11 protein-coding genes are annotated in these 12,264 nt (G+C 69.3%); 6 read left to right on the top strand and 5 right to left on the bottom strand.

From position 1 onward, the window contains the following. Positions 1 to 94: 94 nt before the first annotated feature. From K244_RS0102575 to K244_RS22505, 3 genes are all read left to right on the top strand, one after another. Entirely contained in the window at positions 95 to 1,093 is a 999-nt protein-coding gene (locus K244_RS0102575) for a crotonase/enoyl-CoA hydratase family protein (RefSeq protein WP_020184679.1), read from the top strand. 84 nt (positions 1,094 to 1,177) lie between these two features. Then, entirely contained in the window at positions 1,178 to 2,167 is a 990-nt protein-coding gene (dgcA, locus tag K244_RS0102570) for an N-acetyl-D-Glu racemase DgcA (RefSeq protein WP_020184678.1), read from the top strand. Positions 2,168 to 2,277: 110 nt separating this feature from the next. Then, positions 2,278 to 3,099 (top strand): hypothetical protein, encoded by an 822-nt coding sequence (locus K244_RS22505; protein ID WP_020184677.1) that lies wholly within the window; start codon positions 2,278 to 2,280, stop codon positions 3,097 to 3,099. A 51-nt stretch (positions 3,100 to 3,150) separates the two neighbouring features. Here the strand turns inward: K244_RS22505 and K244_RS24390 are convergent, their stop codons facing one another. Together K244_RS24390 and K244_RS0102555 are read right to left on the bottom strand one after the other, a co-directional pair. Further along, on the bottom strand, positions 3,151 to 4,179 hold the full coding sequence (locus K244_RS24390) for a glycosyltransferase family 1 protein (protein WP_020184676.1): 1,029 nt from the start codon (positions 4,177 to 4,179) through the stop codon (positions 3,151 to 3,153). 34 nt (positions 4,180 to 4,213) lie between these two features. Further along, positions 4,214 to 5,026, bottom strand: a complete 813-nt coding sequence (locus K244_RS0102555) for a UDP-2,3-diacylglucosamine diphosphatase (protein WP_024816271.1) — start codon at positions 5,024 to 5,026, stop codon at positions 4,214 to 4,216. A 260-nt stretch (positions 5,027 to 5,286) separates the two neighbouring features. On the opposite strand from K244_RS0102555, the gene K244_RS0102550 reads away from it, so the two are divergent. Further along, positions 5,287 to 5,778, top strand: coding sequence for a DUF2852 domain-containing protein (locus tag K244_RS0102550; protein ID WP_020184674.1), 492 nt, complete (start codon positions 5,287 to 5,289; stop codon positions 5,776 to 5,778). Positions 5,779 to 6,041: 263 nt separating this feature from the next. On the opposite strand, the gene K244_RS0102545 is transcribed toward K244_RS0102550, so the two are convergent. Continuing rightward, on the bottom strand, positions 6,042 to 6,839 hold the full coding sequence (locus K244_RS0102545) for an SDR family oxidoreductase (RefSeq protein WP_020184673.1): 798 nt from the start codon (positions 6,837 to 6,839) through the stop codon (positions 6,042 to 6,044). A 186-nt stretch (positions 6,840 to 7,025) separates the two neighbouring features. Here K244_RS0102545 and carB point away from each other — a divergent pair, with 186 nt between their 5' ends. Continuing rightward, positions 7,026 to 10,367 carry a carbamoyl-phosphate synthase large subunit gene (gene carB, locus K244_RS0102540; protein WP_020184672.1) on the top strand — a complete coding sequence of 1,114 codons (3,342 nt, stop codon included), beginning with the start codon at positions 7,026 to 7,028 and terminating at the stop codon, positions 10,365 to 10,367. Positions 10,368 to 10,477: 110 nt separating this feature from the next. Beyond that, positions 10,478 to 10,951, top strand: a complete 474-nt coding sequence (greA, locus tag K244_RS0102535) for a transcription elongation factor GreA (RefSeq protein ID WP_020184671.1) — start codon at positions 10,478 to 10,480, stop codon at positions 10,949 to 10,951. A gap of 94 nt (positions 10,952 to 11,045) precedes the next feature. On the opposite strand, the gene K244_RS23415 is transcribed toward greA, so the two are convergent. Next, a complete protein-coding gene (locus K244_RS23415; protein ID WP_020184670.1) occupies positions 11,046 to 11,216 on the bottom strand; it encodes a hypothetical protein in 171 nt (56 codons plus the stop codon). A gap of 135 nt (positions 11,217 to 11,351) precedes the next feature. Further along, complete coding sequence (locus K244_RS0102525; RefSeq protein ID WP_020184669.1) at positions 11,352 to 11,825, bottom strand: Lrp/AsnC family transcriptional regulator; 474 nt, start codon at positions 11,823 to 11,825, stop codon at positions 11,352 to 11,354. Positions 11,826 to 12,264 lie beyond the last annotated feature (439 nt).

Below are 12,264 nucleotides of genomic sequence, written 5' to 3'. Positions count from 1 at the left end.
CGGCAATCGCCCCCTTCAAATAGGTAAACAGACCGTTAATATCGGTAGCAGGCGCGGCAGTACATCTTTGGGTTGCGCAGCGTGGAGTTTGACGATGGCGACATCGATCGGCGTTCCCGGTTACCGGCCGTTCTTCGGCCTCGAGTTGGCGCGGGCTCGGCTTAACGCCATGACCTCCGCCGTGAAGGGCCAGCAGGCGGCTGCGGCGACCGCGGGGTTCGGCTCCCAGAGCTACGACGAGATCGAGCTGGAGTACGACGCCTCGCTGTCGACGTGCTGGTGCTGGATGAATCCCGCCGAGGCGCCGAGCTTCACGCCCGGCCTGCTGCGGGACATTTCCGCCCACCAGCGCTCGATCCGCGAGGCCTTCACGACGCGGCGGCCGGACGCTCCGGCCCCGCTGAAGCAGTGGGTGCTCGCGTCTCGCCTCTCCGGCATCTTCAACCTCGGCGGCGATCTCGAGCGCTTCGCCGGCTGGATCCGCGCCCGCGACCACGAGGCGCTGACGGCTTACGCCCACGCCTGCATCGACGTGCTGCACGAGAACGCCGTCGCCTTCGACAAGCCGGTCGTGACGGTCGCGCTGGTGCAGGGCGACGCGCTCGGCGGCGGCTTCGAGGCCGCGCTGTCCTGCGACGTGATCGTCGCCGAGCGCGGGGTGAAGTTCGGCTTGCCGGAGATCCTGTTCAACCTGTTTCCCGGCATGGGCGCCTACAGCCTGCTCGCCCGCCGCATCGGCGCGGCGCAGGCGGAACGCATGATCATGAGCGGAAAGCTCTACACCGCCGACGAGCTTCACGCGCTCGGCGTGGTGCAGGTGCTGGCGGAGCCGGGGGACGGCGTCGCGGAGACCCACAAGCTGCTCGCGCGCAATCTGCGCCGCCACAACGGCCTCTCGGCGATCTACCGCGCCGGCCGACGTGTGACGCCGGTGCCCTACGAGGAGCTGCGCGACGTGACGGAGCTATGGGTCGAGACCGCGCTCAACCTGTCGGAGTCCGACCTGCGCAAGATGGAGCGGCTGACGACCGCGCAGGACAAGCGCGTGCAGGCGTCGATCGAGATCGAAGCGGCGCGCGCGGCGGCGGAGTGAGGGCGAGGGGCGAGGCCCGGGCTTGAGCTCGGGCGGCCGCTGGGCCACGGTCGCCTCCCCCCGCCCCGCCCGAAGGTTCGCCAGATGCCCGTGACGCTCGAGGCCCGCATCGAACGCTGGCCGATCGCCGGCTCCTTCGCGATCGCGCGCGGCGCGGTGACCGAGGTGGTCACCGTCGTCGTCGAACTGACCGACGGCCGCCACCGCGGCCGTGGCGAGTGTCGCCCCTACTCCCGCTATGGAGAGTCCGCCGACGGCGTGAAGGTCGAGATCGAGGGCCTCGGCCCGGAGATCGCGGCCGGCCTCGACCGCGCCGCCCTGCAGGCGCGGCTCCCCGCCGGGGCCGCGCGCAACGCGCTCGACTGCGCCTTTTGGGACCTCGAGGCGAAGCGCGCGGGCGCGACCGTGGCGGCGATCGCAGGATTGCCGGAGCCCGCGCCGCTGATCACCGCCTATACGCTGAGCCTTGGGACGCCGGAGAGCATGCGCGCCGCGGCCGAGACGGCGGCGGCGCGCCCGCTGCTGAAGGTGAAGCTTGGCGGCGCCGACGATCTCGATCCCGCCCGCATCGCCGCCGTGCGCGCCGGAGCGCCCAACGCGGAGCTGATCGTGGACGCCAACGAAGGCTGGACCGGCGCCGCGCTCGCCCGGAACCTCGCCGCCTGCGCCGAGGCCCGCGTAACCCTCGTGGAGCAGCCGCTGCCGGCGGCGGACGACGCCCTGCTCGCGACGATCGAGCGGCCAATCCCGGTCTGCGCCGACGAAAGCGCCCACGACCGCGCGAGCCTCGTGCATCTGCTGGGCCGCTACGACGCGATCAACGTCAAGCTCGACAAGACCGGCGGCCTCACCGAGGCGCTGGCGCTGGCCGCGGACGCGCGGGACGCGGGGCTCACGCTCATGGTCGGCTGCATGCTGGCGTCCTCGCTCGCCATGGCGCCGGCGGTGCTGGTGGCGCAGGGCGCGGCGGTGGTCGATCTCGACGGTCCGCTGCTGCTCGCTCGCGACCGCGAGCACGGCCTGGTCTACGAGGGCAGCCTGCTGCGTCCCCCCTCGCCCGCGCTCTGGGGATGACGCGCCTAGAACGATCGGAGGCGGCTCACAAGTTGGGCGAATCCCTGTAAGGCTCAAGCGTTGCGCGGCGTTTGGGACCCCTCCCGCCCGGCGCAGCGGAGCCCAGTGCGATGAACCCTCCCTCCCCGCTCACCCTCGACGACTACGAGTCGATCGAGCAGGCGGTCATGGAGACGGAGCGCGGCCGCTGGTTCCTGGCTGAGTTCGCCCGGCGCAACCGGGCCGCCGACACCGGCGAGATCCTCGAGGCGCTCGGCCGGCTCGAGGGCCGCATCGCCGAAACGCGCGTCCTGCCCGCGCCGCCGCCGCCGGAGCCCGAACCACAGATCGAGCGCATCGCGCCGACGCTCGCGAAGCTCGCGGACGCCGCCTCGCGGCTGCGGTCCGCCCTCGACGCGCCGGCCGAGGCGGAGGAGCGCGTCGAACTGGCGGTCAGCCGCATCGCGACGCTCGAGCGCGCCATCGCCGCCGTCCGGAACGTCGCGGCTGGCGTCGCGCAACCGCCCGAGGCCGAGCCCGCTTCCACGCCCGAGGCGTCCGCCCTCGCCGCCCCGGAGGTCGTCCCCGAGCCGGCCCGCCTTCCGCCCCCGCAGCTGACCTTCGCTCGGGCTCCCAAAGCGGTCGATGAGCCGAAGCCGGAGCCGGCTTCCGCTCCCGAGCCCGTCCGGACGCCGCCGGCCGACGACGCGGCCGCGACGCGGGAAGCGAAGCGCGAGGCGCGCATCCGCGCCGCGCAGGCCCGCATGCAGGCGCGCGCGCAACGCGCCGCGCCGCAGCTTCCGCCGCGCGCCCCTCAGCCTGCGATCCCGCCGGCGTGGTCGCGCGCCGCCGAGGAGCGCATGACCCCGCCCCGCCCGCTCGCTCCCGGCCCGCTGTCCCGCGCGCTGCTGGAAAGCCTGTCGGACGTCGAGAAGGCGCTGCTGTTCGCCTGAAGGCGTCGTTGGCAAGGGAAGCCGGCCTCTGTGGCGAAGCTTCCCATGAGCTTACGCCGCCCGATCCGGCGTCGTCCGCGCGATGACCTCGCGGACGTTGGCGACGAACAGCGCCGTCGCCTCCTTCCAGCCCTGCGTCAGCGCGAAGGCGCGGGCCCGCTCGCGCGGGATCTCGAGCGCCGCCAGCGCCGCGGCCCGCAGGTCTTCGTCCAGCGCGCCGGCGCCGGAGCCTTCCAGGATGTCGAGCGGGCCGGTGACGGGAAACGCCGCGACCGGCACGCCGGAGGCAAGCGCCTCCAGCACCACGATCCCGAAGGTGTCGGTCAGGCTCGGGAACACGAACACGTCGGACGAGGCGTAGGCCTCGGCGAGCGCGTCGCCCTCCAGCGTGCCGGTGAAATGCGCGTCCGGAAACGTCGCTTCGAGCTCGGCCCGGGACGGGCCGTCGCCGACCACCACCTTCGAGCCCGGCAGGTCGAGCGACAGGAAGCCCTCGATGTTCTTCTCCGTCGCGACGCGCCCGACATAGAGAAAGATCGGCCGCGGCAGGCCGAAGGCGCGAGCTTCCGGATTCGGGCGGAAGCGGTCGGCGTCGACGCCGCGCGTCCAATGCATCAGGCGATCGAACCCGCGCGCGGCGAGCTCGCGCCGGAGCGAGGCGGTCGCGACCATGGTGCCCGCGCCGGCGTTGTGGAAGCGGCGGAGCCAGGCGTAGGTCCAGCGCTCCGGAATCGGCGCGCGGCTGCGCACGTACTCCGGGAAGCGGGTGTGATAGCTCGTGGTGAAGGGACGGCCGACCTTGAGGCAAGCCCGCCGGGCGGCGATGCCGAGCGGCCCCTCGGTCGAGATATGGACGTGGTCGACGTTCGCCGCGGCGATCATCTTGGCGACGGCCCCGGCGCGGGCGAGCGACAGCCGGATTTCCGGATAGGTCGGCATCGGCAGCGTGCGGAAGCGCTCGGGCGTCAGCAGCTCGATCTCGACGCCGAAGGCCGGCGCCTGTTCGATTAGATGCTCGATGGTCCGCACGACCCCGTTGACCTGGGGCCGCCATGCGTCGGTGACGACGAGAACGCGCATGAACGAAGCAGCGCTCCTACGCGCGTGGAAGGTGTCAGGCGGCGGCGCGGATGCCGCGCGGGGCCGCTTCGACGATCGGGGCCTGGACCTCGGGCCGGCTCTCGGTCCAGCGGATCAACTCGAAGCTGCCGTCGTAATTCTCAGCCACAGCGGTGCAGCTTTCAACCCAGTCGCCGGTGTTGACGTAGGCGACGCCGTTGATGTCGCGCATGGCGGCGTGGTGGATGTGCCCGCAGATCACGCCGTCCACCTCCTGCTTGTGCGCCTCGGCCGACAGCGTCTCCTCGAACTGGCCGATGAAGTTGACCGCGTTCTTCACCTTCAGCTTCGCCCAGGCCGACAGCGACCAGTAGGGGAAGCCGAGCTTGCGCCGGACCATGTTGACGTAGGTGTTGACGGTCAGCGCGGTCTCGTAGGCCCAGTCGCCGAGGAAGGCCAGCCACTTGGCGTGCCGCACCACCACGTCGAAGAAATCGCCGTGGATGACGAGGTAGCGTTTGCCTGTCGCGCTCTCGTGGATTGCGGTCTCCATCACCTCGATGCCGCCGAAGTGCGAGCCGTAATAGGTCCGCAGGAATTCGTCGTGGTTGCCGGGAAGGTAGATGATGCGCGCGCCCTTCCGGCCCTTGCGCAGCAGCTTCTGCACGACGTCGTTGTGCGACTGCGGCCAGTACCAGCTCTGCTTGAGGCGCCAGCCGTCGATGATGTCGCCCACGAGGTAGATCACGTCGGCGTCGTGGTCGCGCAGGAAGTCGAGCAGCAGCTCGGCCTGGCATCCTTTCGTCCCGAGATGGACGTCGGAGATGAACAACGCCCTGAAGCGCCGACCTTCTTCAGATTCCGACACTGAGCGGCCCTCCGCGCCGTTGCCTAATCCTCGGTCTAGTCGCGATTCGTCTCACGCATGTGACGCGATCACGCGCGCGTGGGCGTTGCGGCCAACACCCCTCGCAGGTCGGTAAAATGGGGCGCTCCCGCGCGGCGACCAGAATGGCGGAGGTCGGTTCGCGCCTGATCTTGAAGCCGGCCACGCCCGTCGCCACGTAGATCCTCAGCCTGATACCGCCGCGACGCCCCCTTCTCGCGCGGCCTGCCGGAGACTGAAGCATGACCTCGAACCCCTATGTGGACGACGCCAGCGCCGCCGCCATTCCCGGCGTGCCGCACCGCTGGAACGCCCTCACGATCGCGCTCACCGCGATCGGCTTCATCGTGTTCTGGCCGCTCGGCCTCGCCATGGTGGTCTACGTGATATGGGGCGAGAAGATCGCGGCCTTCGCCCGCGGCCCGAAGAACCCGTTCCGCCCCAACGCCGGCTTCACCGGCGCGAACGACACGTTTTCGCGTGCGGCGGAGGACTTCACCCGCAACATGCGCAGCGAGTTCGGCTTCGGCCGCAAGCAACGCGAGACCGGCAACGCCGCCTTCGACGCCTGGCGCGCGGCCGAACTGAAGCGCATCGAGGACGAGCGCCGCAAGCTTGAGGAGACCACTGCGGCCTTCGAGGCGCACCTGCGCGCCGAGCGCGGCGGCGTCGACGACGTGCGCCAGCGCGACGAGTTCGAGCGCTTCATGCGCGGCCGCGGCGCGGGCTTCTGAGCGCTCGGGCCGAGACAACGGAAAGGGCGGCTCGGCCGCCCATTTTGTTTGGCTGCAGACGCGCAACCTTGATCCCCCTCCCCCCTGCGGGGAGGGGTTAGGGGTGGGGGTGGCGCAGCATAGAACTGCCCCACGGACGCGCGTGACGGAGCCAGTCGCCATGTCGCGTCGGGACTCTTTCGGGACCTCCCCCACCCCTAACCCCTCCCCGCAAAGGGGAGGGGAACGCGCCTCGCTCTGCGACCCCGAAACCGCCCCCATCCTCACTCCTTCACGTCCTGAAGCGCTTCCGCGATCCGGCGCGTGACGCCGCGAGGCACGAGGCGGGTCATCAGCGCGCTGACCTTCGACATGCCGCCGGGGATCACGATCGCCTGGCGCTTCTGGAAGCCGTCGAAGCCCGCCTTCGCCACCGCCTCGGCCGAGACCACCCCGACCTTGAACAGCCGCGTGCCGCCGAGATCGGCGACGGAGGAAAACTCCGTCGGCACCGGGCCGGGGCACAGCGCGGTCACCGTGACGCCCTTCGCCCGCGCCTCCTCGTGGAGCGCCTCCGACAGCGACAGCAGATAGGCCTTGGTGGCGTAGTAGACCGCCATGTTGGGGCCGGCCTGGAAGGCCGCGAGCGAGGCGACGTTCAGGATCCCGCCGCGACCCCTGGCCAGCATCCCGCGGAGAAAGAGGCCGGCCAGCGCGGTCGGCGCGGTGACGTTGACCGCGATCATCTCGAGCTGCCGGTCGAGCGGGAGCTTCGCGAAGGTCCCCCGCAGCCCGAAGCCCGCGTTGTTCACCAGCACGTCCACGACGTGGCCGGCGCGACCGACGGCGAGGGCGAGCTCTTTCGAGCCGTCGGGCGCGGCGAGATCGGCGGCGAAGACGTGCGCGTTGATTTCATGGCGCGCGGTGAGCTCGCCCGCGAGCGCCTTCAGACGATCCTCCCGCCGGGCGACCAGCAGCAGGTCGTCGCCGTTGGCGGCGAAGAGCCGGGCGAGCTCGACGCCGATTCCCGACGATGCCCCGGTGACGAGAACGGTGCGGCGGGCGGTCGATGGCGTGGTCATTGGGCCGTTTCTCCGGGATGATGCGGCGCGCGAGGGGCCGTCGAGCGACATGACGCCTTCCCTGCCCCGCCGGGACTGTGTATTGGACGCGCTCAGCCACGCAATCGATCCCCACGAGCCACGCGCCGAAAACGCGGGGACCACCGTCCCCACGCGCGTTCAACGCGGACCCGGAAAGCCTGCCCCATGCCCAAACGCACAGACATCGCCACGATCCTGATCATCGGCGCCGGTCCGATCGTCATCGGTCAGGCGTGCGAGTTCGACTACTCAGGCACCCAGGCCTGCAAGGCGCTGCGCGAGGAAGGCTACCGGATCGTCCTCGTCAACTCGAACCCCGCGACGATCATGACCGACCCGGACATGGCGGACGCGACCTACATCGAGCCGATCACGCCCGAGATCGTCGAGAAGATCATCGCGAAGGAGCGCTACGCCGTCCCCGGCGGCTTCGCGCTGCTGCCGACCATGGGCGGGCAGACCGCGCTGAACTGCGCGCTGTCGCTCAAGAAGATGGGCGCGCTCGAGAAGCACGACGTCGAGATGATCGGCGCGACGGCCGAGGCGATCGACAAGGCCGAGGACCGCGAGCTGTTCCGCGAGGCCATGACCAAGATCGGGCTCGAGACGCCGCGCTCGCGCCTCGCCCACAACCTCTCCGAAGCGCTGGTCGCGCTCGAGGACATCGGCCTGCCGGCGATCATCCGCCCGAGCTTCACGATGGGCGGCACGGGCGGCGGCATCGCCTACAACCGTGAGGAGTTCCTCGAGATCGTCGAGCGCGGCGTCGACGCCTCGCCGACCGACGAGGTGCTGATCGAGGAAAGCGTGCTCGGCTGGAAGGAGTACGAGATGGAGGTCGTCCGCGACAAGGCGGACAATTGCATCATCGTGTGCTCGATCGAGAACATCGACCCGATGGGCATCCACACCGGCGATTCGATCACCGTGGCTCCGGCGTTGACGCTGACCGACAAAGAGTACCAGCGGATGCGCGACGCGTCGCTCGCGACGCTGCGCGAGATTGGCGTCGAGACCGGCGGCTCCAACGTCCAGTTCGCGATCGACCCAGCGACGGGCCGCATGATTGTGATCGAGATGAACCCGCGCGTGTCGCGCTCCTCGGCGCTGGCCTCCAAGGCGACCGGCTTCCCGATCGCCAAGGTCGCGGCCAAGCTCGCGGTCGGCTACACGCTGGACGAGATCGACAACGACATCACCGGCGGCGCGACCCCGGCCTCGTTCGAGCCGACGATCGACTACGTCGTCACCAAGATCCCGCGCTTCGCCTTCGAGAAATTCCCGGGCGCCGAGCCGACGCTGACCACCTCGATGAAGTCGGTCGGCGAGGCCATGGCGATCGGGCGGACCTTCCAGGAGAGCCTGCAGAAGGCGCTGCGCTCGCTGGAGACCGGTCTCAGCGGCCTCGACGAGATCGAGATCGACGGCCTCGGCCAGGGCGACGACCGCAACGCCATCCGCGCGGCGCTGGGCAAGCCGACGCCGGACCGCTTCGTGAAATGCGCGCAGGCGCTGCGTCTCGGCTTTACCGTCGAGGAGATCCACGAGGCCTGCAAGATCGACCCGTGGTTCCTGGAGCAGCTCGCCGACATCGTAGCGACCGAGACGAAGGTCCGCCGCTTCGGCCTGCCGACGACCGAGCGCGCGTTCCGCAAGCTCAAGGCCCAAGGCTTCGCCGACAAGCGGCTCGCCACGCTCGCAGGCCTTGAAACGGAGCAGGTCTCGGCGCGGCGCCGGTCGCTCGGCGTCCGGCCGGTCTACAAGCGCATCGACACCTGCGCGGCCGAGTTCGCCTCGCCCACCGCCTACATGTACTCGACCTACGCGCCCGTGTTCGCCGGCGCGGCGGTCGACGAGGCGGCGCCTTCGGACCGGAAGAAGGTCATCATTCTCGGCGGCGGCCCGAACCGCATCGGCCAGGGCATCGAGTTCGACTACTGCTGCTGCCACGCCTGCTTCGCGCTGTCGGAGGCCGGCTACGAGACCATCATGGTCAACTGCAATCCCGAGACCGTCTCGACCGACTACGACACCTCCGACCGGCTCTACTTCGAGCCGCTGACGGAAGAGGACGTCCTCGAGATCATCGCGACCGAGACCTCGAGGGGCACGCTGCACGGCGTCATCGTGCAGTTCGGCGGCCAGACCCCGCTGAAGCTCGCGAACGCGCTGGAGGCCGCCGGCGTGCCGATCCTCGGCACGACGCCGGACGCGATCGACCTCGCGGAGGACCGCGACCGCTTCAAGCGCCTGCTCGACAAGCTGAAGCTCGTCCAGCCGAAGAACGGCATCGCCTATTCGGTGGAGCAGTCCCGCGTCGTAGCGGAGGGCCTCGGCTTCCCGCTAGTGGTGCGCCCGTCCTACGTGCTCGGCGGCCGCGCGATGGCGATCCTGCACGACGACCGCGCCTTCTCGGACTACCTGCTCGGCACCCTGCCGGACCTGGTGCCGGAGGACATCAAGCAACGCTACCCCAACGACAAGACCGGCCAGATCAACACGGTGCTGTCGAAGAACCCACTGCTGTTCGACCGCTACCTCTCCGACGCGATCGAGATCGACGTCGACGCGCTGTGCGACCGCAAGGACGTCTTCATCTGCGGGATCATGGAGCACATCGAGGAAGCTGGCATCCACTCCGGCGACTCAGCCTGCTCGCTGCCGCCGCATTCGCTTGAGCCCGAGATGATCGAGCGGCTCGAGGACCAGACGCGGGCGCTCGCGCTGGCGCTCGAGGTCGGCGGCCTGATGAACGTCCAGTACGCCATCAAGGACGGCGTGATCCACGTGCTCGAGGTCAACCCGCGGGCGTCGCGCACCGTGCCCTTCGTGGCGAAGGTCGTCGGAAAGCCCTTCGCGAAGATCGCGGCGCGCGTGATGGCCGGCGAAAGCCTCGCCTCGTTCAACCTGAAGGCCGAGCCGCTCGGGCACATCGCGGTGAAGGAGGCGGTGTTCCCCTTCGCGCGCTTCCCCGGCGTCGACACGGTGCTCGGCCCGGAGATGCGCTCGACCGGCGAGGTGATGGGGCTCGACTACGACTACGGCGTCGCCTTCGCGAAAAGCCAGCTCGGCGGCGGCACCCGCGTGCCGCAGTCCGGAACGCTGTTCGTCTCGGTGAAGGAAGCCGACAAGGACCGCGTGCTGCCGGCCGTCCGGATGCTGGCGGACCTCGGCTTCAAGGTGATCGCGACCTCGGGCACCCAGCGCCACCTCGCGGCCCACGGCGTGGACGCGCGGAAGATCAACAAAGTGCTGGAAGGCCGTCCGCACGTCGTGGACGCCATCAAGAACGGCGGCGTGCAGCTGGTGTTCAACACCACCGACGGCGCCCAGGCGCTCGCCGACAGCCGCTCGCTGCGCCGCGCAGCCCTCTTGCACAAAGTGCCGTACTATACGACGCTTGCGGGCGCCGTGGCTGCGGCTCAAGGCATCAAAGCCTATCTCGGGGGAGACCTTGAGGTCCGCGCCCTGCAATCCTACTTCGGGGAGAGCGAAGAGGGCGGTTGAGCCCTCCGCTCGGAACGTCGCGCCGGCCGGCGACGCTCCCGAAGTCCGAAGCCTCGTCCCCTGGACCTCTCCACGGGGCGGGGCGTCGCTTTGTTTTGAGAGAGACGGAAATGGACAAGATCCCGATGACCGCCGCAGGCCACGTCGCGCTTGAGGCGGAGCTCAAACACCGAGCGTCCAGCGAGCGCCCGCGGATCATCGCGGCGATCGCCGAGGCTCGCTCGCACGGCGACCTGTCCGAGAACGCCGAGTACCACGCGGCCAAGGAACAGCAGAGCCTCAACGAGGGCCGCATCGCGGAGCTCGAAAGCATGATCGCGCGCGCCGAGATCATCGACCTGACCAAGCTGAAGGGCGATCTCATCACCTTCGGCGCCACGGTGACCCTCATCGACGAGGACACCGAGGAGGAGAAGGTCTATCAGATCGTCGGCGAGCCCGAGTCGGACGTGAAGAACGGCCGGGTCTCGATCGGCTCCCCGATCGCCCGCGCCCTCGTCGGCAAGAAAGTCGGCGACACGGTGGAGGTGGTGACCCCCGGCGGCGGCAAGAGCTACGAAGTCCTGAAGATCCGCTTCGCCTGAGGTCGCGGATTGGGCCCTGAGCCCCTGATCGAACGAAAACGGCCCGCCGGAAGGCGGGCCGTTTTGCGTCGCGGACTTCGACGATCGGCGATCGTCAGAAAATGAACATCCAGGCCAAGAACATGGCGACGACCGCGCCGAGGATGCCGACGCCGAGCACGACGGGCATGCCCTTCGGCGCGTCGGTGCCCTGCTTGGCTTCTACGGGCGTCACCTTTTCGGTGACGGCGCCGGGCGGCGGGGTGTTGGTCTGGGCGGTAGTCATGTCGCGGCCTCTCCGTAACGATCGTGGCCCGCAGGGCGAGCCTTCACAATCACAACGGTCGAAACGTCGAACCGATCCCTAAAAAGATCGAGTGCGCCCGAACCGGATTGCCGGAAGAGACGGCTCCGGCCGGCGTCAGCTCGCGCCGTCGAACGGCGCGGTGGCCTCGTTCTTGACCTGGCCGAGCGCGAGCGCGGTCTTCACCGACCTGACGTTCTTCGCCGCAGTCAGCTCGATCACGAAGTTCTGGAAGCTCGTGAGGTCCCGCGCGACGCACTTCAGCATGAAGTCGACCTCGCCCGAGAGCATGTGGCACTCGCGCACCGTCGACCAGTCCCGCACCCGGGCCTCGAACTCGGCCCGGTCGAGCTCCGAATTGCCGGCGAGCTGCACCATCGCGAAGGCCGTCACCTCGAAGCCGAGCTTGCGCTCGTCGAGCAGCGCGCGGTAGCCGCGGATGGCGTCGGCCTCCTCGAGCGCGCGCACGCGCCTGAGACACGGCGGTGCGGAAATGCCGACGCGCCGGGCCAACTCCACGTTGGTCATCCGGCCGTCCGCCTGCAACTCGCTCATGATCTTGAGATCGATGGCGTCGAAACGTCCACGCATGCGGCGGGCATCCGAATGGTGCGATGCAACAATGCACCGGTGTAGTCGGGCGCCCTTCTGAACTCAAGAGCTCACCCGGCGCAAGTGCGAACACCGCGGCGACGTGATGTGGCGCGGGATAAAAAAAGCCGGACCTCGACGAGATCCGGCTGGAAAGTTTGGGACCGGCCGCGAGGGGACGCGCGCCTGATCCTGAGGGGAACAGCCAATTGCGGCCGCGCAGGAGGAGGTCGCGCGGCCAGATCGCAGTTAGCATGGGAGGAAAATGCGCGGCGCTTGTCGGCCACGCAATGCGCCGAACGGCATAACCGCTATGCATTTGCTGACAAACTAGGCGCCATATGAGCGCAGATAGATCAATAACTGTGCACGTCGAGCGATAGATCGCGCCTATTGACGGTGTTTCGACAGGCTGTCCAAGGACATAAACCGTCGCCTT

The organism is Methylopila sp. 73B (genome assembly GCF_000526315.1).
Taxonomy (GTDB): Bacteria; Pseudomonadota; Alphaproteobacteria; order Rhizobiales; family Methylopilaceae; genus Methylopila.
The sequence above is the reverse complement of the archived record's forward strand: the minus strand, read 5'-3'. Positions and strand labels throughout refer to the sequence as shown.